At 33.7% G+C, this 23,466-nt stretch carries 20 protein-coding genes and 1 tRNA gene; 16 read left to right on the forward strand and 5 right to left on the reverse strand.

Annotation, left to right across the window (positions count from 1 at the left end):
- Window positions 1–512: 512 nt before the first annotated feature.
- From AC13CQ_RS15495 to AC13CQ_RS15505, 3 genes are all read right to left on the reverse strand, one after another.
- Complete coding sequence (locus tag AC13CQ_RS15495; protein ID WP_482882963.1) at window positions 513–2,309, reverse strand: ParB/RepB/Spo0J family partition protein; 1,797 nt, start codon at window positions 2,307–2,309, stop codon at window positions 513–515.
- Window positions 2,310–2,724: 415 nt separating this feature from the next.
- Window positions 2,725–2,804: transfer RNA gene (locus tag AC13CQ_RS15500), tRNA-Leu, on the reverse strand.
- A 59-nt stretch (window positions 2,805–2,863) separates the two neighbouring features.
- Window positions 2,864–3,196, reverse strand: coding sequence for a GIY-YIG nuclease family protein (locus AC13CQ_RS15505; protein ID WP_337901379.1), 333 nt, complete (start codon window positions 3,194–3,196; stop codon window positions 2,864–2,866).
- Between the two features lie 185 nt (window positions 3,197–3,381).
- Here AC13CQ_RS15505 and AC13CQ_RS15510 point away from each other — a divergent pair, with 185 nt between their 5' ends.
- The 3 genes from AC13CQ_RS15510 to pth all read left to right on the forward strand — a co-directional run bounded on the left by AC13CQ_RS15510 (window position 3,382) and on the right by pth (window position 5,661).
- Window positions 3,382–4,323: a ribose-phosphate pyrophosphokinase gene (locus AC13CQ_RS15510; RefSeq protein ID WP_008610912.1), complete on the forward strand. Its 942-nt coding sequence runs from the start codon at window positions 3,382–3,384 to the stop codon at window positions 4,321–4,323.
- A 21-nt stretch (window positions 4,324–4,344) separates the two neighbouring features.
- A complete protein-coding gene (locus AC13CQ_RS15515; RefSeq protein WP_482882964.1) occupies window positions 4,345–4,956 on the forward strand; it encodes a 50S ribosomal protein L25/general stress protein Ctc in 612 nt (203 codons plus the stop codon).
- 78 nt (window positions 4,957–5,034) lie between these two features.
- On the forward strand, window positions 5,035–5,661 hold the full coding sequence (pth, locus tag AC13CQ_RS15520; protein WP_337901380.1) for an aminoacyl-tRNA hydrolase: 627 nt from the start codon (window positions 5,035–5,037) through the stop codon (window positions 5,659–5,661).
- Window positions 5,662–5,672: 11 nt separating this feature from the next.
- Here pth and AC13CQ_RS15525 read toward each other — a convergent pair whose 3' ends face one another.
- Both AC13CQ_RS15525 and AC13CQ_RS15530 read right to left on the reverse strand, forming a co-directional pair.
- On the reverse strand, window positions 5,673–6,383 hold the full coding sequence (locus AC13CQ_RS15525) for a hypothetical protein (protein WP_008610909.1): 711 nt from the start codon (window positions 6,381–6,383) through the stop codon (window positions 5,673–5,675).
- A 4-nt stretch (window positions 6,384–6,387) separates the two neighbouring features.
- On the reverse strand, window positions 6,388–10,203 hold the full coding sequence (locus AC13CQ_RS15530; RefSeq protein ID WP_482882965.1) for a reprolysin-like metallopeptidase: 3,816 nt from the start codon (window positions 10,201–10,203) through the stop codon (window positions 6,388–6,390).
- A gap of 144 nt (window positions 10,204–10,347) precedes the next feature.
- Between AC13CQ_RS15530 and AC13CQ_RS15535 the strand changes: the two genes are divergently transcribed.
- From AC13CQ_RS15535 to AC13CQ_RS15595, 13 genes are all read left to right on the forward strand, one after another.
- On the forward strand, window positions 10,348–11,286 hold the full coding sequence (locus AC13CQ_RS15535; protein WP_335587595.1) for a bifunctional riboflavin kinase/FAD synthetase: 939 nt from the start codon (window positions 10,348–10,350) through the stop codon (window positions 11,284–11,286).
- Window positions 11,276–12,595 carry an HTTM domain-containing protein gene (locus tag AC13CQ_RS15540; protein WP_482882966.1) on the forward strand — a complete coding sequence of 440 codons (1,320 nt, stop codon included), beginning with the start codon at window positions 11,276–11,278 and terminating at the stop codon, window positions 12,593–12,595. The genes AC13CQ_RS15535 and AC13CQ_RS15540 overlap by 11 nt, the downstream gene beginning before the upstream one ends.
- Window positions 12,596–12,777: 182 nt before the next feature.
- The gene (gene serS, locus AC13CQ_RS15545) at window positions 12,778–14,046 is read left to right on the forward strand and encodes a serine--tRNA ligase (RefSeq protein ID WP_482882967.1); all 1,269 of its coding nucleotides are present in this window, start codon (window positions 12,778–12,780) and stop codon (window positions 14,044–14,046) included.
- 609 nt (window positions 14,047–14,655) lie between these two features.
- On the forward strand, window positions 14,656–16,449 hold the full coding sequence (locus tag AC13CQ_RS15550; protein ID WP_335587593.1) for a tetratricopeptide repeat protein: 1,794 nt from the start codon (window positions 14,656–14,658) through the stop codon (window positions 16,447–16,449).
- A 74-nt stretch (window positions 16,450–16,523) separates the two neighbouring features.
- The gene (locus tag AC13CQ_RS15555) at window positions 16,524–17,006 is read left to right on the forward strand and encodes a cupin domain-containing protein (RefSeq protein WP_008610899.1); all 483 of its coding nucleotides are present in this window, start codon (window positions 16,524–16,526) and stop codon (window positions 17,004–17,006) included.
- Between the two features lie 181 nt (window positions 17,007–17,187).
- Window positions 17,188–17,499 (forward strand): DUF4286 family protein, encoded by a 312-nt coding sequence (locus tag AC13CQ_RS15560; RefSeq protein ID WP_008610898.1) that lies wholly within the window; start codon window positions 17,188–17,190, stop codon window positions 17,497–17,499.
- 26 nt (window positions 17,500–17,525) lie between these two features.
- Window positions 17,526–18,389, forward strand: a complete 864-nt coding sequence (gene rsmA / locus AC13CQ_RS15565) for a 16S rRNA (adenine(1518)-N(6)/adenine(1519)-N(6))-dimethyltransferase RsmA (RefSeq protein WP_008610897.1) — start codon at window positions 17,526–17,528, stop codon at window positions 18,387–18,389.
- Window positions 18,390–18,505: 116 nt separating this feature from the next.
- Window positions 18,506–19,861, forward strand: coding sequence for a magnesium transporter (mgtE, locus tag AC13CQ_RS15570; protein WP_008610896.1), 1,356 nt, complete (start codon window positions 18,506–18,508; stop codon window positions 19,859–19,861).
- A gap of 361 nt (window positions 19,862–20,222) precedes the next feature.
- Window positions 20,223–20,693: a hypothetical protein gene (locus AC13CQ_RS15575; protein ID WP_456867867.1), complete on the forward strand. Its 471-nt coding sequence runs from the start codon at window positions 20,223–20,225 to the stop codon at window positions 20,691–20,693.
- A gap of 208 nt (window positions 20,694–20,901) precedes the next feature.
- Window positions 20,902–21,837, forward strand: a complete 936-nt coding sequence (locus AC13CQ_RS15580; protein WP_337901386.1) for a 2-hydroxyacid dehydrogenase — start codon at window positions 20,902–20,904, stop codon at window positions 21,835–21,837.
- A 50-nt stretch (window positions 21,838–21,887) separates the two neighbouring features.
- A complete protein-coding gene (locus AC13CQ_RS15585) occupies window positions 21,888–22,346 on the forward strand; it encodes a DUF1801 domain-containing protein (RefSeq protein WP_008610891.1) in 459 nt (152 codons plus the stop codon).
- A gap of 97 nt (window positions 22,347–22,443) precedes the next feature.
- The gene (locus AC13CQ_RS15590; protein WP_008610888.1) at window positions 22,444–22,812 is read left to right on the forward strand and encodes a TM2 domain-containing protein; all 369 of its coding nucleotides are present in this window, start codon (window positions 22,444–22,446) and stop codon (window positions 22,810–22,812) included.
- Window positions 22,813–23,079: 267 nt separating this feature from the next.
- On the forward strand, window positions 23,080–23,403 hold the full coding sequence (locus AC13CQ_RS15595; protein WP_008610887.1) for an ArsR/SmtB family transcription factor: 324 nt from the start codon (window positions 23,080–23,082) through the stop codon (window positions 23,401–23,403).
- The last annotated feature ends 63 nt before the right edge of the window (window positions 23,404–23,466 follow it).

The following is a 23,466-nucleotide window of genomic DNA, read 5'->3' on the forward strand; positions in this document are numbered from 1 at the left end:
ATAGAAACTTGGTATAATAGAAAAAGATTACACTCAGCTTTAGGATTAAAATCTATTGATGAGTTTGAAACAGATATGTACAATCAAAAATTAGCAGCATAATCTCTTTTCTCTTTGTCTAGTTTTTTGTTGCAAGTCCACTTTCTAGAGGTGGGTCAATTTAGACAGGAATACCCGGGTCACTTTAAATAGGATTCAGTGGGTCACTTTCGCAGGATTACATGGGTCAGTTTGGCAAGAATTTCCAACATAGCTTTTGAATTTAGATTAAACAATATTTGAGCAGAACCCAAACGGAAGCTAAAATCTCAGCTCAAAAGGAAACGGAATAAATAGAGAGTAGGCGAACGGCTTTATGCCGTAGTCTTTTGATGGGTGTATTTTACGAGTTTACCTTTGCGCTACTATTGATTGATTATTTCTTCCTTTTGTAGTACTTCATTCCCACAAAAACTTATCTAAAAAAAAAGAAGAGCCAGCACGAATGCCGACTCTTCCTCTCACAACAAAAGCTACGCTGTCAATTCCTTGATTTCCTTTTCAAGAACTGCTATTCTGGCTTTTAAACTTTCTTCACGTATATCCCTTTTTTCAATGTATTGCTTTTTGATATCGGTAATCTTAGTTTTATGATATCCTTGTATGGCATTGTAGAATGATATATTCGTTAAATTATTGGTATGATTACTTTCGCCAAAATGCACTTGCTTGGTAAGCATATACCGTATCAGTTTATGAAAAAATTCTTTTTTGAACTTCTTCTTGAAATTTTCAACGATTTCAACTTTGGATAGCTTTGATGTATCGCCTAATAATCCTGAAAAGTACTTTTGCTGACTTAAGTAGTCCACATTGTTTTCGTAGAGCGAAATTGAAAAGGCGACCATTTCATCCATCGAAAGCGTTTTCTTGGTCTCGATGTAGTTGGTCTTCCGAATCATTCCGACAACTTCTTCAAATAAACGGTTGTTCTCGATTTGTTTCTTCCGGATTTCCCTTTCGTTAATTTTGATGATTTGTTCATCTGGTGAGCAATCATCCATTTTTCTGTTCGATAACGGAACGGAACGTACTTCGCTTTCCTCTTGGGATTTTTCTATAACCTTAACGAATACTTCTTTGTGTAGATACGATTCAGGATGAAAAACGATGCCATTTCTAAATCCATTGGCTGTAGCTGTATTGTATTTTTCCAATTCTTCGTTGTAGGTCTTGATAGCCTCGTCAAAGTCTTCTTTTAGCTCGTCTTCATTGTAGTCGTAATTTCGATATTCCTCTTTTATGGCTTCCAATGTTGGCTCAATTGGTTTTTCAATGATTTCAACATCGTCAAGCAGATAGACCTTCAAACCATTTTTTTCTAGCTGTGAGATGACCAACTGATTACGTTCGTCATCTGCCCAATACTTACGTATTTCAGGAATCAATAGCACATTCTCTTTCTTAGATTTCTCAGTCAGGTTTAAGAATGATTTACTTTTCTTGGATTCGTAACAGGATGATTTTGTGCAGACCATTTTACCATCCCCAAATAGATTCCCTTGATTCGCGGCATTGAACGGACACATAGTGCACGCCCCAGCTTTTGCAACCAATGTTGAATCTTGAACATCAAACGGTGCTTTCTCTAAATCATAGGTCTGATTTTTTATCATTCTATTGATTTGATGCGCACTAAATTCTTCGCCCATCGTTTCCAACATCAACTGTTGTTCTTCCGGCTCAAAAAGTGCGACACCGACACCTAATGAAATGGTCATTTCGCCCTTGCGAACGAATATCTTGAAACCTTCTATAAGTCCAGCTAATTTTAGTCGCTGTCTGATGAAATTATCGCTTCTGCCCAATCGCTTCGCAATCTCAATCGGCGCATATTTTTCACTTAGATAAGCAATGGCATCTGCTTCCTCTGTAGGTTCTACATCTTGTCTCTGTAAATTTTCGATAATTTGAATTTCCAAGATGTCACCACTTTCATATTCGCTAATGATGCACGGTATCGTTTTCTTGCCAGCCAACTTACTGGCACGATAGCGACGTTCGCCCATCACGATGACATAATCATTTTTTGACTTTCGTACTGTAATAGGTTGAAGTACGCCGTGTTTTTCGATGCTTTCCGAAAGCTCTTTTAACAATAGTTCGTTGAAAGTCTTTCTGGGTTGCATCTGGTCTGGAATTACCTTGTCGATATTTAGATTTTGAATTTCCAGTCCGATTGACTTTTGTGTCAATTTCCCTTTGACTTCTTTTTTAACGGTCGCATTGACTTTTCCGTTCCTTCTGGGTTTAACTGCTTTTGTTGTCATAATACTCAAATTTTAGACCTGTCCGCCGACAGGCATGATTAAACAATATTTAAGCAGGAACCAAACGGAAGATAAAATCTTGGCTCAAAAGGAAACGGAATAAAAAGAGAGGTACGAACGGCTTTATGCCGTAGTCTTTTGATGGAAGTATTTTACGAGTTTAAATTGCGGTTATATTGTATGATAATAAACTTCCCCTCTAAAGAAATAGGGTTTCAATTCAGCAAAACTTATTATTTCAAGATTCAATTCATTTATACTGAATCGAAATAATAGTATTTAGTGATAAAATAGATTTAGTCTTAGAAAATACTGAAATGTTGTACCTATGTTGTACCTATGTTGTACCCGAGCTAAAAAAATGGTGTTTTTGAACACAAAAAAAGCCTAGATTTTCATCTAAGCTTTTTTTTCGTACCTCGGGCGGGAATCGAACCCGCACTCGTTAGAACCGGATTTTGAATCCGGCGCGTCTACCAATTCCGCCACCGAGGCATTAAATTTCAAATCTGGATTTTGAATCCAGCGCGTCTACCAATTCCGCCACTCGAGCATTATTTGGTGGAATCTCTAAGAGTTTTTAATTTCTCTTTACCTATTCCAGATTTCCAATACTTTTCTTTTATTCGTCCTTCTTTTCTGTCGTTACAAACTTCAGAAAAAATTAATTCAAATGGAAGATAAGGTTTTGTTGTTCTTTCTCTTCCTGAATTGTGCCTGTTAATGCGTTCTTTAAGGTTGCTTGTCATTCCTACATATATGTAATTAGTTTTTAAACTTGATATTGCATATACCGTAATCATGGTCAATAATTTAAAGCGCGCCTGCCTGTCGGTAGACAGGTCTACCAATTCCGCCCTGCCTACCGCAGGCAGGCACTCGAGCATTATTCTTGAATTAATAGAATAGAAAAATAGTAATTCTATCAATTTCGGAATGCAAAACTATAAAATATTTTCAATCTTCAAGCTAAAAATAGTAACAAAATGCTTTAAGAGTTGGAATAAATTTCTAAATTTGCACCTCATTTTACATGAGATAGCGATAATTAACTATTAAACAAGATATTACAATGCCATATTCGGTGCCAGATCCAAAGATTTTTTCTTGTACTCAGAGTCAAGATTTAGCAGAGAGAATTGCAAAAGCGTTTGGAACAGATTTGGGGATAGTATCTTTTACTAGGTATAGTGATGGTGAATTTCAACCATCATTTGAAGAGTCTGTACGTGGGACTAGAGTTTTTATAATAGGCTCAACAAACCCAAGTTCAGAAAATTTAATGGAAATGTTATTAATGTTGGATGCTGCTAAAAGGGCATCAGCAAGACACATTACTGCTGTAATGCCTTATTTTGGATGGGCAAGACAGGATAGAAAAGATAAACCTAGAGTTCCAATAGGAGCTAAATTAGTAGCTAAATTATTAGAATCTGCAGGAGCAACCAGAATTATTACAATGGATCTTCATGCAGACCAAATCCAAGGGTTCTTTGAAAAGCCAGTAGATCATTTATTTGCATCTACTATCTTTTTACCATATTTAAAGAGTCTTAATTTGGAGGATTTAACAATTGCATCGCCAGATATGGGAGGTTCTAAAAGAGCTTACGCATATTCTAAATTTTTAAATTCTGATGTGGTAATATGTTACAAGCAGCGTAAACAAGCCAATGTAATAGACCACATGGAGCTTATTGGAGATGTAACTGGAAAGAATGTTGTTTTGGTAGACGACATGGTGGATACTGCAGGAACGCTAACAAAGGCTGCCGACTTGATGATGGAAAGAGGGGCTTTAAGTGTTAGGGCAATATGTACACACGCATTACTTTCGGGAAATGCATATGAAAGAATTGAAAATTCTAAGCTTACGGAGTTAATCGTAACAGATTCAATTCCGCCAAAACAAAAGAGTGATAAAGTAAGAGTATTAAGTTGTGCAGATTTATTTGCAGATGTTATGCATAGAGTGCACCATAATACTTCTATTAGCTCGAAATTTTTAATGTAAATTATTTAATTTTTATATATAATGAAGTCAATTACAATTAAAGGATCTCAAAGAGAAAGCGTGGGCAAAGTGTCAACTAAGGCCTTACGTAATGCTGGACAGGTACCTTGCGTATTATACGGAGGGGATAAGCCATTACACTTTTCAGCTGAAGAAATAGCATTTAAAGACTTGGTGTACACTCCAAATGCGCACACAGTAGTTATTTCATTAGATAACGGGGATACGTACAATGCAATTTTACAGGATATTCAATTCCACCCAGTTTCTGATGCAATTATGCATATCGATTTCTATCAGTTATTTGATGATAAAGAAGTAACTATGGAAATTCCTGTAAGAAGAATAGGAAATTCACCAGGGGTTATTGCTGGGGGTGTTTTACGTATGAATCAGCGTAAACTTAAGGTAAAAGCATTACCTGCTAACTTGCCAGATTTTATTGATGCTGATATTTCTAAATTAGAAATCGGTAACAAATTATATGTTACAGCTGTTGGAAATAATGATTATAAAATCATGCACCCAGAGAATACAGTAGTTTGTCAAGTTAGAGTATCTCGTGCTGCGATGAAAGCTGCTCAAGATGCTGCTAAAGAAGAAAAAGCTGCTGGTAAAGCTAAAGCTGAGTAAGCATTCAACTTTTATAGATGTAAAAGCACCTCTTTTTCGAGGTGCTTTTTTATTTTTGTAGTATAACCAACCAATGGGATGTTACAATTTTTAAAGAAATTCTTTTCAGAAAAAGAAATAGAAGATATAGATTTAATGAAAAAGTTTTTAATAGTAGGTTTAGGTAATATAGGTACTGAGTACGAAAATACTAGACATAATATAGGTTTTAAGATACTTGATTTTTTTGCATCTGATGAAGAATCGGTTACTTTTGAAACTAATAAATTAGGGGCAACAGCAACTTATAAATTCAAAGGGAGAACTTTTATTTTTTTAAAGCCAAGCACCTATATGAATCTTAGTGGAAAGGCTGTGAAATATTGGATGACCAAAGAAAAAATACCTCTAGGAAATATATTAATAATTACAGACGATATTAACTTACCTTTTGGTACCATTAGAGTAAAAACTAAAGGGAGTGATGGCGGACACAATGGACTAAAAGATATCCAAACGCAGTTAGGAACAACAAATTATTCGCGTTTTCGTTTTGGTGTAGGAGCCGAATTTTCTAAAGGTCGCCAAGTTGATTATGTGCTTGGAGAATGGAATCAGGAGGAAGAATCTCAAATGAAAGAGCGTTTAGAGAAATCTAAAGAGTTAATCAAATCTTTTGGTACTGCTGGGGTTAATAATACCATGAATGCTTTTAATAACACCTAATTTGTGCTTGTTTATTCTATTTTAAACTCAGAAACTTGGGAAGTAGAAATGTTTCCATTGGCGTCTTCTGTTTTTATAAGCCAATAGTAAGTGCCTACTGCTGGAGTTGCGTATACAAAGTTTTGTTCTGAAATATTTGTAGCGATGCTATTGTCTGGAGGATTATTAGTCCCTAAAAATAAGCTGTAACTTAAAATATCATTATCTATATCTGAAGCTTTCCATAAAAATGAAATACTACTGTTGGTGCTGTAAACGGTATAACCAGAAGTTGGTTCTAGTAAATCGGCAGGAAATGGTGGATAGTTAGTTGCGCCTTCTCCAGCATTGTAAAATTTCCAAATAGCACTTTTTGCAGATTCAAGCGTTTCTGAGTTTTTTGAAGTAATATACCAAGAGTATGGAACTCCTCTGTTTAATGTTACTTCTTGAAACCCTGAAAGGCTTGTAAAAGTTTCAGAATTATTTGTGTTTAAATTGGTAACAGTAAGTTCGTATGAGTCGGTGTTTTCGGCTAATTCCCATTCAAAAGTAATTGTGCTGGTGCTGAGATTGGAGGCTGTAATTACACCTTCGGTACATTCAGAGTTTTCCAAAGGGAATACAAGTTCGGCAGCAGTTGGAGGTTGAGGTAATGGCGCTGGTCCATCATCACCCCCGCCACCACAATTGGCAAAAAACAAAATACATACAATACTATATAGATATTTCTTTACTGTCATGCTTTTATTCTTTAAGTATTTTTAGGGTTTTAATATTTTTTCCATTAGTTACATTCAACATATACATCCCTGTTGTAAGTTGGGATAGGTTGAGTTTAACTTGGCCATTAGCATCACTATTTTTAGTAATTGCAGTTGCCAATTTTCCTGTAATATTAAAAATATTTATTTCAGTTTTTGTATTAGGAGAAGGGGTGTAAATAGTTACTTCAGTAGTAAAAGGATTTGGAAAAACAGCAATGTCTCCAGTGCTAATAATAAGCTCTTCATAAAGCCCCTGGCATTCTTTATCAGTATAAACTTTTAGTCTATTAATTCCTTTATTTAATGAAAGTTCTATGGAGCTTCTATTAGTTTTAGAAATTTCTCCGTTTAATTCGATGGTAAATAGATCACTTCCAGATAAGTCCAATGAAATTTTATTTTCAGTTGAATTTCTTCTAGAGAATACACTTAAAGGAAGTGGTTCATTAATGTTGACTTCATAACACTGTTTGTAGCTAGTGCTTGCATCGGTAGTAAAGCATAGTTGATAGGTGCCAGAACTTAGATTAGTAAATTCGGTAGTTGTTTTAAATGTATTTGAAGTATCAACACCATTGCCTGTAAGTGTTGCGGTATAGTTGTAATTTTGCGTAGCTTCAATGGAGATATTACCGTTATTACTATTAATACAGCTCTCGTCGGTTAGTTTTATTTGGTAATTATTTATAGGGAGATTAAAAATCTCACAACCATTTACATCCACTTTTGCTCCCATAGGGGTGTTCGGGCAGTTGTCTTCACTATCCAAAACACCATCTTTATCTGTGTCTAAATCAAAACCTCCATTAATACAAAGATCAATTTTAAAGGAATTAATACTTCCTCCATCTTCATCATTAGCATCGTCTACTTTTAACTTCCAAATTCCTTTTATGGGCTCTCCGTTTAAGGCTTGTAATTGTTGTTGTGGTTTTATAGTTCCAGATAATGTAGGAACAGAGGCTGAGCATGTTACAATACTCCCAGAGTCGTTAAAAGAAGCCGCTATGTTATCTCTCTCTCCACATTGTTGAGAGAGTAGTGTAATAACAGTTCCAGAAGGAGAAATTAAACTAATGGTTAGATCTTCTAGCCATGTATGAGAAATATCTAAGGTAACAGTAATGTCGTTTAAAATACCATTATCTACAATATTAAGATTTGAGACTGTTGTGGAGGATCCTGAATTAGAGATGTAATATGTTGAGTTGTTGGTGTAATCTCCACATGATATATTTACAGTTGAAAAAGAGAACGCAGCGCCAAAGCTACCTTCGCCACAGGCGTTTATTGGTTTTATGCGCCAATAATACGTGGTGGTTTCTTCTAAGTTTGTAGGCTGATATTGTGTTGCGGTTAACGTTTCAGACACAATTATGGAGCTAAAATCTGAAGTTTTAGAGACTTGAAGATTGTAACTATTAGCGTTAGAGTACTCATCCCAACTTAAAACTGTTTGGAGTGGAATTTCTGTGGCTTGATTTACTGGAGCAATTAAATTTATGGCATCATATGAGTCTTCAAAAACAGATAGTTCTACTGGATATTCTTTTGTTTCTCCACTTTCAGCAGTAGCTACAATTGTAAAGTCGTTTATTCCTACAACTAAATTATCAGTATTTGTTATAGTCGCTTCAATTAAGGTGCCATTTACAGAAGTTTCTGTTTCATTAAAATTAACTGTTAATCCAGTAGGAAGATTTGTTGCTGAAAATGTTACAGTTTCAGCAAAAGTTCCATAACTATTATAGGTAAATGGAATGGATAAGCTATTTGGTTTGCATATATTGTATTCTAAGGTTTCAAAAATAAGCGCATAATTGGAAGCCTCTATACTTAAGGTGGCTTCATTTAGCGCAAAATATATATTATTTGAAGCCTTTACCATAATACGGGCATTGGAGGTAGTAATATCACCAGGAATTACCACCTGCTTAACTCCGTCGTTTTTGGTGTTTTCGGATAGTAGAATTGGATTTTCAAAATCGTTATTAAGAATGAGATAAATGTCTACAAAGCTTGTGCTGATAGGAATTTTATTAGTTTCTCCAACATTCCATATAACTTTATAAACAGAACCTCCTTGTAAAGTTTCTGGAGTTGTTTGAGAAGTTACTGCAAAAGGAGTGCTTGTTTTTACTGTGGAAACAGAGAGGTCGCTCCTTGCTGTTTGTCCTCCATTAGTGTTGTTATCTCTTACTAAAAGCGAAAAATTTAGCGTTCTAGAAACCGTAGGAATAACCTCCCAAGTTGCTGCTAAATTATTGTTTAAAAGGGCACTTTCTTCTGGGAAATACCTTTTAGAAGATAAGGAGGGTGGGAGCGATCTAAAAGATGGTCCTTCATCTGCATCTGCCAGAGGAGGCTGTACAGAAATTTCATTATTTTGTTGCTCCCAAGAATAGGTTAAAACATCGTTATCTCCATCTGTTACTGCAGCGTCTAATACAAAAGGAGTTCCTGCTGGAATTGTATAGTTAGTTAGAGGGGAGATAACTGGTGCTGTATTGTTAATAGGAGTGGTGGTTGCACAGGTTCCAGTACCTTGCGTGATATTATCCCAAATTTGAGAAATACTTATTGCATGAAAATAAGCATCACTATTTCCTTGTACATTACTTGGACAGATTCCTGCGTATGCCATAATTGTAGATCCGCTTCCAGGTTCTACAGAAGTAGCGCCGCTTCTATTTGAATTACACGAATTATTAAAAGTATGAGTGGCTCCAAATTGGTGACCAATTTCATGGGCAACAAAATCTACATCATAAGCATCTCCTACAGGACTTACATAACCAGTAACTCCTCTGGCTTTATTAGTGGTGCAAACAGAAGCCAGTTGGGCAATTCCATCGCCACCACCTGGACTTGTGCTAAAAACATGTCCAATATCATAATTTGCAAAACCAACTTTTAAATCTATTACATCTTGGATTTCATCAATTAGCGCTTGTCCGTCGCCATTGGTAAGGCCATCGGTTGCAGCATCTAAAAAAATAAGCGCATCGTTATTGTCAATTAATTGTAAGTTAATTGCCAAATCGTTTTCATAAATGCTATTTATTCTTGTTACCGAGGTATTCATGGCGGAAAGTACAGCCGCTTTTTTTTGTGCTTCTGTTCCGTTTGTTACTCCAGCTCTGTCGGTATGAAATTTAGCATATTCTGCGGTACAAGCAAGTGCAAGTCTATAGGTTCTAAGCTGACTATCGTCTACTGGTTTAAGACTGTATTGTGTGTCTTTTTTTGAAGTACTTGTTTTTAGCGCTCCTTCTACTTTGCATTCAAAGCCAAAAGCTTTAACAGCAGTTTTTTCTACAAAATAATAGAGGTCATTTTTTTCTTCGGAAGGGTTAATATAATATGTTTTTTTATGGTTCCGAATCATTCCATGGAAGCTTGTTTCGTCCATAGAAAAGTATATTTTTTCAAGAGGATTTTTTACAGATACACCTCGATATGATTTTATAGTAGGGTACTTTTCTGCTAATTTATCGGAAAGCACATTGTTTTCTGTAATTCTATAGCTTGTAAATGAATTTTTTCCCGAAGGAAAATCAACTATTACTCCTGCAGTTTTATTTAAAAATTGATTACTTTTTTTAGGCACATTTTTTAATTGAGAAGCTAGGTTTTGGATGTTAAGCTTAAAACTAGGAATATTCTTTTCTTTACTGATGGAAATATTTCTCTGTTGCATAGTAACAGAAGACCATGTAGAATTGTTTTGTGAAAAAACTGATACATAGCTTGTTAATATACTAAAAAGGATAAAAAAGTGAGTAATTTTTCTCATGTATTGAAAAGTATAGTGATAAAAATAATCATTTTTACGCTTCAATTTTTAAAAAATTAATAAATACCTTTTTTAATTTAATTAAATATTCACTTTTAAATTCGTTATTTTGTGGTTGATGATGTTTAATTTAAATGCTTTTAAGTGATTATAAAGCGTAATCTTTTTGATAAAGAAGAAAATTACTATACAGTAGTAACTGTAGGTACCTTTGATGGAGTTCATGTTGGGCACAAAAAAATTATTGATAAAATTGTAGCAAATGCAACTGCAAACGATTTAAAATCGACTATTTTAACTTTCTTTCCACATCCTAGAATGGTGCTTCAGCAGGCATCAGATTTAAAGTTACTTAATACTTTAGAAGAGAAAATTTCAATTCTAAAAGAAACAGGTTTAGATCAATTAATTATTCACCCTTTTACAAAAGAGTTTTCTCGACTTACCGCAGAAGAGTATGTAAAAGAGGTGCTTGTAGAGAGTATCAATGCAAAAAAAGTGATTATAGGTTATGATCATCGTTTCGGAAGAAATAGAACTGCAACCATAGACGACCTTATAAAGTTTGGAGAAAAGTACAAATTTGATGTAGAGCAGATTTCTGTAGAAGAGGTAAATGAGGTTTCGGTGAGTTCTACAAAAATTAGAGTTGCGCTTGAAGAAGGGAATATAAAAACAGCAAATACTTTTCTAGGATATTCCTATATGTTAACAGGAATTATTACTAAAGGAAAAGGACTTGGAAAGCAAATAGATTTTCCAACAGCTAATATTCATATCAAAGAAGAATATAAGCTTATTCCTAAAATTGGGGTGTATGTTGTAAAAAGTGAATACAACAACAAAACTATTTATGGGATGATGAATATTGGGTATAATCCAACTGTAAATGGCGAAAAGAAAACTATTGAAGTCCATTTTTTAGATTTTGATGAGGATCTTTATGATAAAGAAATTAGAGTTGAATTATTGGAAAGGTTGCGAGATGAAAAACGATTTGATTCTATTGAAGATCTTAAAAAGCAACTTATAAAAGATAAAGAAGCTACGTTAGCTTTTATTGCTAATTATCATGCTCAATAAATTTTTATTTACTAGAATAGATAATGCTTCCTTAACCGTATTTAGGGTTATTTTTGGGTTTCTAATAGCCGCTGAGGCTTTTGGAGCTATTTTTACTGGGTGGGTAAAACGTGCTTTAATCGACCCGAAATTTACTTTTAATTTTATCGGATTAGATTTTTTGCAGCCATTACCTGGTAACGGAATGTATTTCTATTTTGCGCTTATGGGGCTTTTTGGATTATTGGTTATGCTAGGTTATAAATATAGGTTTAGTATGGCCGGGTTTACCATTATGTGGGCTGGAGTGTATTTTATGCAAAAAAACTCCTATAATAATCACTATTACTTACTCCTACTTTTGTGTTTGTTAATGTTGTTAGTGCCTGCAAGTAGGTATTTTTCTTTGGATGCTTTAAAAAAACCTTCATTTAAAAAAATATCCATGCCTCAATGGTGTAAGTGGCTTATTATTTTGCAAGTATGGATTGTTTATACCTATGCTTCCATTGCAAAATTATATCCAGACTGGTTAGACCTTTCCGTAGCAAAAATGCTAATGCAATCTAAAGCAGATTACTTTTTAATTGGGGGTTTACTCCAAGAGCTGTGGGTACATTTTTTTATTACCTATACAGGTATTTTATTCGATTTATTAATTGTGCCATTATTATTAATTAAGAGAACCCGAAAATGGGCTTTTTTTGCTTCTATTTTCTTTCATTTATTTAATTCTTTCGTGTTTCAAATAGGAATCTTTCCATATATGTCGCTAGCTTTTAGTTTGTTCTTTTTTGAACCTAAAACAATAAGAGATTTATTTCTGAAGAAAAAAGAGTTATACACCGCAAATGAAATTGAAATTCCTAATTATAAAAATGCGCTTCTTTTTTTTGGAAGTATCTATTTTGTAGTTCAAATACTTTTGCCGCTTCGCCATTGGGTTATAAAAGATAATGTTCTTTGGACTGAAGAAGGACATAGATTAAGTTGGCGAATGATGCTGAGAGGAAAGTCGGGGATTATAACTTTTAAATTGGTAAATCATACCACTGGAAAAACACATTTTGTAAACTTAAGAGATTATTTATCGCGTAAGCAACAAAAAATTGTAGCAACTAAACCAGATGTGATTTGGCAATTTGCACAGTATTTAAAAAAGGAATATCAAGAAAAAGGAGAAGAAATAAGCGTTTATGCCACCGCTAGTAAAGTAAGTGTGAATGGAAGTGAATATGAGGCATTTGTAAAGCCAGAGGTAGATCTTGCTAAGGAGCCTTGGCATTATTTTAAGCATGAAGAATGGATTTATCCATACCATCCAAAATAAGTAATAAATTAAGTTTTAATTTTTCATGTATTCCTCGCCAATAGTTTATTTTAACTTCATTATAAAAAAAGAGAAATACATTTCTTAATCGCCCGTAAACGTTTAAATTTGTGACTTTATTTTGCCTAAAAAGAGCAAGATTGAAAGAAAACATTCATTTTATAAATTAAATAAGTATAATCATGCTTCAAGTACAGTTTATTAGAGACAACAAGGAGGAGGTAATTAAGCAACTACAAGTAAGAAATGTAGCGGCTTCAATTATTGAAGAAGTAATTTCCTTGGATGAAGAGCGTAGAGCACTTCAGGCGCAATTAGATAACACATTGGCCGAGTCTAATAAATTGTCCAAAGAAATAGGTGGATATTTTAAAAGCGGCGATGTAGAAAAAGCAAATGAATTAAAAGCGCAAACAGGAACGTTAAAGGAAACGTCAAAAACACTTAGCGAACAGTTAAATGAAAAATCGGATGCGTTAACCAATTTGCTGTATAAAATTCCTAATATTCCGCATCCTTCGGTTCCAGCAGGAAATTCTGAAGATGATAATGAAGAGGTTCTTAAAGAAGGAGAAGTGCCTAAATTGGCTGGGGATGCATTACCACATTGGGAACTTGCTAAAAAATACGACATCATCGATTTTGATTTGGGAGCAAAAATTACTGGAGCTGGTTTTCCTGTATATAAAGGAAAAGGCGCACGTTTACAACGTGCTTTAATAGCTTACTTTTTAGATAAAAATACCGCTGCTGGATATACCGAATACCAAGTGCCACATTTGGTAAATGAAGCGTCTGGTTATGGAACTGGGCAGTTGCCAGATAAAGAAGGACAGATGTACCATATTGGGGTAGACGATTTGTATTTAATTCCTACCGCTGAGGTGCCTGTAACTAATATTTTTAGAGATGAAATAGTTTCTGAAAACGATTTGCCGATTTGTATAACTGGTTATACCCCATGTTTTAGAAGGGAAGCAGGAAGTTATGGGGCTCATGTAAGAGGATTAAACAGACTACATCAATTTGATAAAGTAGAAATTGTAAGGGTGGAACATCCAGATAATTCTTACAAAGCACTTGATGGAATGGTAGCGCATATTCAAGGTATTTTGAGAGAATTAAAACTTCCATACAGAATTTTAAGACTTTGTGGTGGCGATCTAGGGTTTACTTCTGCGCTTACTTTTGATTTTGAAGTGTATTCTACAGCTCAAGAGCGTTGGTTGGAAATTAGTTCGGTTTCTAACTTTGAAACGTATCAGGCAAACCGCTTAAAACTTCGTTTTAAAGATGAGAATGGTAAAAGTGTTTTAGCACATACCTTAAACGGAAGTTCTTTAGCATTACCAAGAGTTTTAGCAGGGATATTAGAAAATTACCAAACTCCTGAAGGAATTAAAATCCCAGAAGTGCTTGTTCCTTATACTGGTTTTGATATGATTTCTTAATTGAAGTATGAAGTATACAGTATGAAGTAAAAAGAATTAAGAAGGCAGTTGGAAAGATTGAAAGAATGAAAGATTGAAAGATTGAAGGATTGAAACATTGAAAGATTGAAGGATTGAAAAAGGAAGAAGTGGGAGGTCGGATGTCTGAAGTCCGAAAGATTGAAAAAGGTCAATATAAAAGACAAGCATAATAACTAACAACAATTAGCTATTAACAATTAACGAATAACTATTAACGAATAACGAATAACATTTTTTTACCAACTGTCTCCCAACTTCGGACTCCTTTTTTATTTCCAAATTTTCAAATTAGCAAATTGACACATCTTTGCGCCATTTAGTTGAAATATTGAAAAAGGAAGAAGTCGGATGTCTGAAGTCCGAAAGATTGAAAAAAGGTCAATATAAAAGACAAGCATAATAACTCACAACAATTAACAATTAACTATTAACTATTAACAAATAACAATTAACGAATAACGAATAACAAATAACGAATAACATTTTTTACCTACAGACTACTGAATTAATAAATTATATTTGAAATCTAAGTGTTATATTTATGGTATAACGAAGTAAATAGATTGAAATAACTATATTCAAAAAACTGTGAGATTTTTATTCGTACTATTTTTTTTTCTGATAGGAATTTTGGGTCTTTCTGCCCAGAATGAAGCCATAGCGCAACAGTATTTTGAGAAAGGCGATTTTGAGAAAGCAATTGTTTATTACCAGAAGCTCTACGATAAAAATCCAAATAATAGAAACTACTTTATGGCTTTGGTGACTTCTTTTCAGCAGGCAAACCAGCTAGAAAATGCCGAGAAGATTTTGTTGAAAAAGTTAGAAGACAAAAATATTTATCCTGTACTTTTTGTAGAAACGGGTTATAATTATCAATTAATGCATCAGGAGAAAAAAGCCGATGTTTATTTTGATAAGGCTGTTGAGAGTCTTGATGAGAATCCTAATTTTGCTTTTGCCGTTGGTGGGGCTTTTAAAAAAAGATCCTTGTTGGACTATGCTATAAAAACGTATAAAAAGGGAATGACTTTAAATCCGAAGCTTAACTTTAATTACGATTTGGCTTATATCTACGGAGAAAAAGGAGACATTGAAAATATGTACGAAATGTACTTAGACCTAATGTTGGAACGCGAAAATTTAATTGGAAATATAAAGCGAAACCTTGGTGCATTTATTAGCGATAATGCTAAAGATGAAAATAACATACTGTTTAAAAAAATACTTTTACAGCGCTCTCAAACAAATCCGAATTTACTTTGGAACGAATTGTTGAGTTGGTTATTTATTCAGCAGCAGGATTATAAAAGCGCATTTGCACAAGAAAAAGCAATTTATAAGCGTTCTGCCGAGCCTTCGTTAAATGGGTTAATAGATTTAACGCAGATAGCTTTAGAGAATAATGCTATAGAAATCTCCCAATCAATTTTAGAGTTCATAATTTCTCAAACGCAAGATCAACAATTACTAATTTTTGCAAAGCTTAAGTTAATTGCTATTTCGCTTAAAAATACTAAGGAAAAAGAGTATAATACAATTGAGCAAGAATTTAAAACGCTACTAGATGCTTATGGTATTTCTCCGCAAACGCTAGAAGTACAATTGGAATATGCTAAATTTTTAGCCTTTAATTATAATAGAAGTGATGAGGCTATTGTAGTTTTAAAAAATGCTTTAAAATTACCTGTAAATAAGTTTGCTGAAGCACAAATAAAAATGACTACCGCCGATGTATTTGTGTACGACGAAAAATTTAATCAGGCGTTGATTTATTATTCCCAAGTTCAGAAGGAATTAAAAAATGATGTTTTGGGTCAGCAAGCACGATTTAAAGTAGCGCAAACGAGTTTCTATAAAGGAGATTTTGAGTGGGCAGAAACCCAATTGAAAGTCTTAAAATCGTCTACCTCACAATTAATAGCCAATGATGCTTTGGAATTAAAACTTTTAATATCCGATAATAAGCTTAAAGATTCTATACAAACAGCGTTAAAGTTATATGCTAAAGCCGATTTATTAGCCTATCAAAACAATGATGAAAAGGCAATAGCATTGTTGGAGATTATATTAAAAGAGCATAAAGGAGAGCCTATTGAAGATGAAGCTTTATTGAAACAAGCAGAGTTGTTTGAAAAGCATGAGGAATATGAAAAGGCAGCATATAATTATCAGAAAATAATTGAGTTTTATCCAACCGACATTCTTATGGACGATGCATTGTATAAACTAGCTTCAATTTATAAAGATAAACTTTCAAAACCTGAAGAAGCCAAGAAGTTACTAGAACGGATTATTTTTGAGCATCAAGACAGTATTTATTTTATAGAAGCCCGAAAAGAGTACCGATTACTTCGAGGTGATACTGTGAATCCTTCGTAGAGAGTTTAAGGATTTTGTTGTATGCAAGCATAAAGCAACAAATAAAAAGAATACATATTTTAAAAATTTATATAATGAAAAATTCAATTTTAACACTGTTTATTTTAGCCTCATTACTGGGGTTTTCTCAAGATTCTGAATATAATGTTTCCTCATATCTTACGGAGGGGACAAAAGCGCCAAACACTCATTATATTGGAGAAGCTTGGTTAAATGCTATTATTCATGATGATACAGAATTGGGCTATAACATTACAAAAGCAACCTTTAAGGCTAACTCAACTTTGGATTGGCATAAACATAGTTCTGCACAAGTTTTAATAATTGTGGATGGAGAAGCATATTACCAAGAAAGAGGAAAAGAGGCTGTAATTCTAAAAGAAGGTGATCTAATTAAGTGCGAAAAAAATATAGAACATTGGCATTCTTCTTCCAAGGATAGTGATGTAACATACTTGGCGTTTTATAGTGGAGAACAGCCAACAACTTGGACGGAGGTAGTAACACAAGATTATTATGATGGTGTAGCCAAAAAGTTAAAAGCCTCTTCAAAATAGATTAAGTTGTTTTCTTATGAGTATTGTTAGGGTTTGTGTGCCGACTTAACTTGAAGGAGCCTCAAAGGAATAGATTTGAAAAGTTTCTTTTTAAAAAGAGAAATTAGCGCTAAGATGCTTAATTTTGAACACTGAACACTGAACACTGAACACTGAACACTGAACACTGAACACTGAACACATGTATATATATAACGTAACAACAAATATAGAAGAGCAATCTCATGAAGCGTGGTTGCTATGGATGAAAGAAGTTCATATTCCGGAGATGATAGCAACAGGAAAATTTAGCAAAGCTATAATGACGCGTGTCTTGGTGGAAGAAGAGATGGGAGGAATTACTTACTCTGTACAATATTATACTAAAGATAAAGCCACTTTACAGCGTTATTATGCAGAAGATGCAGAGAATTTAAGAAGTAAAGCTTTAGGGAAATTTGCAAATAAATTAGTTTCCTTTAGAACAGAATTAGAAATTGTAAGCGAGCATTAAAAGCTTTCTTAGCATAATGCAAGGCTATGAGTAAGAAAAATAAGAAGTTTGAGCACAAACCTTATAAAAAGTCTAATGTAGACAATAGTTCGCCAGTAAAAGCAAAAAAGCATTTAGGGCAGCACTTTTTAAAAGATGAGGAAGTTGCAAAACAAATAGGAGACACTTTAACGCTAAATAATTACAGTAAAGTATTGGAAATAGGTCCAGGCACTGGTGTCTTAACTAAATATTTACTACAGAAGGATATAGACCTTATTGCAATGGATCTTGATAGCGAATCTATTGTTTATTTACAACAAAATTTCTTATTAGAGCATCCTCGTCCTGCAAGCATCAAAAAAGATTTTAAGGTAATTGAGGCCGATTTTTTAAAGTATGATACTTCTTTATTATTTGGAGAAGATTTGTTTGCTATTACAGGAAATTTTCCTTATAATATATCTTCTCAAATAGTTTTTAAAGCGCTAGAACTTCGAGATCAGATTCCTGAATTTACAGGGATGTTTCAGAAGGAGGTTGCTGCTAGGATATGTGAAAAGGAAGGCAATAAAACCTACGGAATTTTATCGGTTTTGGTACAAGCTTTTTATGATGCGGAATATTTATTTACCGTAGCACCAGAAGTTTTTAATCCGCCGCCAAAAGTACAATCGGGAGTTTTGAGATTGATACGAAAAGAAGATTATTCGCTTCCATGTGATGAAAAATTATTCTTTAGAGTAGTTAAGTCGGCTTTTGGTCAACGAAGAAAAACATTGCGTAACAGTTTAAAAACATTTGAGCTGAGTGATAATTTAAAAGAAGACACTATATTTGATAGGAGACCAGAACAAATGAGTGTTGACGACTTTATATTACTTACTGTTAGAATAGAAAAAGATTTGTAGTAATCTGCGCAAGGGATAGGAGCGGCATCCTCAGCCCATACAAAGTATGGCTGAGATATAGCGGATAGCCCGGCGGCCATTTTTATGGACGTGCGCCCAAAATACAAAAGTAAAAAATGATTCCATTTAAGCTAAGCGAAGAGCTCATAGAGCAGATTGAACACCTTATTGAGACTAATGGGGATGTTACGTTGTTGGATATGATGGAAGATTTTCATTATGCCGATATTGCAGAGATTATCCATGAGTTAAACTTGGATGAGGCTACTTATATTATAAAGTTACTCGATAGTGAGAAAACTTCTGATATTCTTACCGAACTTGATGAGGATATCCGAGAGCAGATTTTAGGAAACCTTTCGGCAAAAGAGATTGCAGAGGAGATTAGCGAGCTTGATACGGATGATGCTGCAGATATTATTGCAGAGCTTCCAGATGAGCGAGTGAATGAAATTATTGCTCAGATTGACGATAAGGATCATGCGCGCCATATTGTGGAACTTTTGCGTTATGATGAGGATTCTGCTGGGGGATTAATGGCAAAAGAGCTTGTAAAAGTTAATGAAAATTGGAATGTGCTTACCTGTGTAAAAGAAATGCGCAGACAGGCGGAAAATGTAACTAGAGTACATTCTATTTATGTGGTAGATAATGATGATAAATTAAAAGGGCGACTGTCTTTAAAAGATTTGTTGACCACTTCTACAAAAGCTGAAATAAGTAGTGTTTATATTCCGAAAGTGGATTATGTAACCGTAAATGATAAGGGGGAAGACGTAGCACGATTAATGTCGAAATACGATTTGGAAGCTGTGCCAGTAATTGACGAACTAGGAAGATTGGTTGGACGAATTACCATTGATGATATAGTAGATGTAATTAGAGAGGAAGCAGAAAAAGATTACCAATTGGCGGCAGGTATTACGCAAGATGTAGAAGCAGATGATGGCGTTTGGGAACTAACCAAAGCACGTTTACCATGGTTGCTTATTGGGATGTTGGGCGGACTGGGTGCTGCGAGTATAATTAATGGTTTTCAAGGGGCCATGGGGACCTATCCAGAATTATTAATATTTGTGCCTTTAATACAAGGAACAGCAGGGAATATGGGGGTTCAATCTTCTGCAATTGTAGTGCAAGGATTGGCAAACGATACTATTAGAGGAGAAATGTTACATAGGTTGATTAAGGAGTTTTTCTTAGCCTTAACCAATGGAATAGCAATTGCATTTGTAGTACTTTTAATTAGTCATTTTTTGTTTGAAACGTCTTATTTAGTTTCTGCTACTATTGGAATAGCTTTAGTAACTGTTATTATAATTGCAGCAATTATTGGAACTTTTGTGCCTATTTTTTTAGATAAAAAGGGAATTGATCCAGCGGTTGCTACGGGGCCCTTTATTACAACCAGCAATGACGTTTTTGGGATATTGATATATTTTACAATAGCTAAGCTGATTTTAGGGTTTTAATTATTGTTGTTCGATAAAAGTTAACGGAATTTATTGGGCTTCACTTATATCAAGGTTTAAATGAGGTTTTTAAGAAGACTCCTTGCTATTAATAAAAAATGAATAAAAATACGATTTTAGGAATGTTGTTTTTTTAAACTGCTTATTCTTTGATAGTTAAGATTTAGTCTTTTTTCTTATAGCGAAGTGGTTTTGTATTTTTACTCGGACATTAATGGTTTTTAAAGGTGTTTGATGTAGGAAAAATTGTTGTTTGACGAAAAGAATGTTAAAAATCGTAAAAAATTTTCTCTCATATACTTACTTATATTATTTTTACCTAAATTATAATCCCTAAGAGCCTCCTTAGGGAGTTTTTTTTATGAAAGAATTTAAGTCATATAATAAGAACATTCAGAAAAATATTATTGAGCTGTATGTTATAAACTGCAAGCTGAAAGAGACGTATAATGAATGTCAGTATTATATCTCTCCTTCGGAGCTTAAAATCTTTTATGAGGAAAGCTTTTTTACTAAGAATGATTTTTGTGTAGACATGTATGATTCTTTTATGAATAAACAAAAGCTAGCTCTTTTAAAGGCTCATACTCAGATTTCTGTATATATTAGCATCTTAGCTCTTAATTTGCTTATAGTAAAAGATGGTAGCGCTTATTTATTTAAAAAAGCACTGGCTCTAGAAGAAAAAAATGCTTTTGTAATAGCCGCTCTTATTAAAGAAGAAATATCAGAAAGTTTAAAAGAAGATATGTCTCAACGGTTTAAAACCCAAGAGAAAAGAATTACAACTTTAAGAAGCATTATTAAAAACCATTATAAAGCAACTCATTAGAACTTTAAGGCTTTTATACCTTTTCTTACTATTTAATACCTATGTGTTTTTCGTTTAATTTTAATTAAAGTTTACCTTTGTAACTAATACTAAACTATTGGTTTTTGAAGTGATTGCGAGCTATTCAGTACAAGAGAATTCATATTGCCGAGTCTTAGTTTTTATTAGAAAATAATAAACCCCTAAAGAGGAATTAAATTTTAAGATAATGAAGGTACTTCATTTAGATACAAATCATCCACTACTTATAGAGCAATTAGCAGCAGCAGGTTTTGATAACGAGACAGATTACAACTCCAATCAAGAAGAAGTGGAAAATAAGATTCATAATTACGATGGAATTATTATTCGAAGCAGAATACGTATTGATGAACAGTTTTTAAGAAAGGCAACCAAGCTAAAATTTATTGGACGGGTTGGAGCTGGATTGGAAAACATTAATATGGAGGTTGCTAAGGAATTAGGTATAAAACTTTTTAATGCGCCAGAAGGAAATAGAAATGCTGTTGGGGAGCAGGCTTTGGGAATGTTATTGTCTTTATTTAATAACCTAAATAGAGCGGATAAAGAAGTGCGTAATGGAATGTGGAAAAGAGAAGAAAATAGAGGCCTAGAGCTTGAAGGAAAAACCGTAGGGATTATTGGGTATGGAAACATGGGAAAAGCTTTTGCTAAAAAATTAAAAGGCTTTGATGTAGATGTGCTTTGTTATGATATTGTAGGAGGAGTGAGCGATGATAATGCCCGCCAAGTGGGAATTCTTGAGTTTAAGAAAAAGGTAGATGTGGTGAGTTTACATACTCCGCAAACTCCTGAAACGATGGGGATGATAAACAAAGAATTTATAGATTCTTTTCAAAAATCGTTTTGGTTTATAAATACTGCCCGAGGGAAAAGTGTGGTGACTTCCGATTTAGTAGAGGCCTTAAAATCTGGAAAAATATTGGGAGCAGGATTGGATGTTTTGGAATATGAAAAAGCATCTTTTGAGAATTTATTTTCTGATGAAATGCCAAAAGCATTAAGGTATTTAATAGCTTCGGATAATGTTTTATTAACACCACATATTGCTGGTTGGACTATAGAAAGTAAAGAAAAATTAGCGCAAACAATTGTAGATAAGATTAAAGCAGAATTTTCTTAACTTAGAAGAAGCAACTAATTTAGGTTGAAAGTAGATGTGAATTTTTGATAGTGAAACTAGACGTAGATACAGTTCAAGAATATTTAAAAGCCGTTCCTGCAGATAGGAAGGAGGCTTTTGAGAAGCTACGAAACGTTATTTTGAAAAATCTACCAAAAGGCTTAGAAGAAACTATGAGTTATGGAATGATAGGATATGTAGTTCCACATGCTATCTACCCTAGTGGCTACCATTGCAATCCAGAGTTGCCTCTTCCTTTTATAAATATAGCCTCTCAAAAAAATCATATTGCACTTTATCATTCTGGAATTTATGCTGATAAAAATATTTATAATTGGTTTGTAAAAGAATATCCAAAGCATACCAATATAAAACTGGATATGGGAAAGAGTTGCGTTCGATTTAAGAAATTTGAACAGATTCCTTTTGAATTAATTTCTGAATTAATGAAAAAGATGAATGTTGAAGAATGGATTTCCTTATATGAAAAAAACTTTAAGAAAAGGTAATTTAAACACAAAACAGTGTAATAAAACGATTTAAGGTTATGTTCTTGAGACTATTTTTGTTAATTTAGCTTACTAAACCAATTTTAAAAAAAATATAATGAGCGATACTAACGACAAAGGTTCTTTTGAGGAAAACGCAGAAAACTTTGCTAACGATGCAAAGAAAACAGCAAATGAGTTTACAACAAATGCACGAGAAGCAGTTAATAGTCAGGATAATAAAAAAATATTAGCAGGAATTTTAGCTGTTGTTTTAGGAAGTTTAGGAATTCATAAATTTATTCTGGGATATAATAAGGAAGGAATTATTATGTTGGCAGTAACAATAGTTTTGGGAGCTTTTACTTGTGGAATAGGAGCTAGTCTAATGGGAATAGTTGGTCTTATAGAAGGGATTATATATCTAACAAAGTCCGACGAAGAATTTTACAATACATACCAAGTAGGTAAAAAACCTTGGTTCTAAATACTATAGAATTGGTGCCTAAAAACTTTTGTTATTATTTTTAGGCACTAATTTTTTATAACTGAACTTATCTTGACTTTTTGTATTTGAGCGAAAAATAGTGCTTTTATTCGTTAATAAAGTATTTTTGAAGGAGCATAGCATCGCTACGGTTCGAGAAAAATACAAAATTAGAGGGTAAAATGACTATTTTGTAGGTAATAGAAAAAGTCAAGATAAGTTCATTTCCCCATTACTACATTTGCTAAAAAAGAAAATACAACTATTATGGGGTTTACTAAAATGTTAGCTCATACACTTGAGCAAAATAAACTTTCCAAAACGTTTAAAGCGTTGGGGCACCCAGCCAGAATTGCTATACTTCAGTATATAAGCAACAATCCAGATTGCATTTGTAATGATATGGTTAGAGATATAGATCTAGCCCAAGCTACTATTTCTCAGCATTTGGTAGAATTAAAAAAAGTAGACTTAATTATAGGGAAGCATATTGGTAAAAAAACCTGTTATAGTATCAATATTGATAAACTATATGAGGTAAAACAATCCGTAGGGTCTTTTTTTAATGAAACTCAACAGGGGGCAATGTAATTTGTAAACAAAAAAATTAAAAAACTTTCTTTAGTTGTCAAAGGAGCTTGTCGAAGTTTCAAA

The sequence above is a fragment of the Galbibacter sp. L-19 genome (genome assembly GCF_056857615.1).

Excerpts from the sequence above, each read along its gene's own strand:
- AC13CQ_RS15575 (WP_456867867.1), top strand. The coding sequence starts at position 20,223 with ATGAAAGAATTTAAGTCATATAATAAGAACATTCAGAAAAATATTATT.
- AC13CQ_RS15555 (WP_008610899.1), top strand. The coding sequence starts at position 16,524 with ATGAAAAATTCAATTTTAACACTGTTTATTTTAGCCTCATTACTGGGG.
- rsmA (WP_008610897.1), top strand. The coding sequence starts at position 17,526 with ATGAGTAAGAAAAATAAGAAGTTTGAGCACAAACCTTATAAAAAGTCT.
- AC13CQ_RS15505 (WP_337901379.1), bottom strand. The coding sequence starts at position 3,196 with ATGCTCGAGTGCCTGCCTGCGGTAGGCAGGGCGGAATTGGTAGACCTG.
- AC13CQ_RS15560 (WP_008610898.1), top strand. The coding sequence starts at position 17,188 with ATGTATATATATAACGTAACAACAAATATAGAAGAGCAATCTCATGAA.
- AC13CQ_RS15510 (WP_008610912.1), top strand. The coding sequence starts at position 3,382 with ATGCCATATTCGGTGCCAGATCCAAAGATTTTTTCTTGTACTCAGAGT.
- AC13CQ_RS15495 (WP_482882963.1), bottom strand. The coding sequence starts at position 2,309 with ATGACAACAAAAGCAGTTAAACCCAGAAGGAACGGAAAAGTCAATGCG.
- AC13CQ_RS15530 (WP_482882965.1), bottom strand. The coding sequence starts at position 10,203 with ATGAGAAAAATTACTCACTTTTTTATCCTTTTTAGTATATTAACAAGC.
- AC13CQ_RS15580 (WP_337901386.1), top strand. The coding sequence starts at position 20,902 with ATGAAGGTACTTCATTTAGATACAAATCATCCACTACTTATAGAGCAA.
- AC13CQ_RS15590 (WP_008610888.1), top strand. The coding sequence starts at position 22,444 with ATGAGCGATACTAACGACAAAGGTTCTTTTGAGGAAAACGCAGAAAAC.
- pth (WP_337901380.1), top strand. The coding sequence starts at position 5,035 with ATGTTACAATTTTTAAAGAAATTCTTTTCAGAAAAAGAAATAGAAGAT.
- AC13CQ_RS15515 (WP_482882964.1), top strand. The coding sequence starts at position 4,345 with ATGAAGTCAATTACAATTAAAGGATCTCAAAGAGAAAGCGTGGGCAAA.
- mgtE (WP_008610896.1), top strand. The coding sequence starts at position 18,506 with ATGATTCCATTTAAGCTAAGCGAAGAGCTCATAGAGCAGATTGAACAC.
- AC13CQ_RS15595 (WP_008610887.1), top strand. The coding sequence starts at position 23,080 with ATGGGGTTTACTAAAATGTTAGCTCATACACTTGAGCAAAATAAACTT.
- AC13CQ_RS15540 (WP_482882966.1), top strand. The coding sequence starts at position 11,276 with ATGCTCAATAAATTTTTATTTACTAGAATAGATAATGCTTCCTTAACC.
- serS (WP_482882967.1), top strand. The coding sequence starts at position 12,778 with ATGCTTCAAGTACAGTTTATTAGAGACAACAAGGAGGAGGTAATTAAG.
- AC13CQ_RS15525 (WP_008610909.1), bottom strand. The coding sequence starts at position 6,383 with ATGACAGTAAAGAAATATCTATATAGTATTGTATGTATTTTGTTTTTT.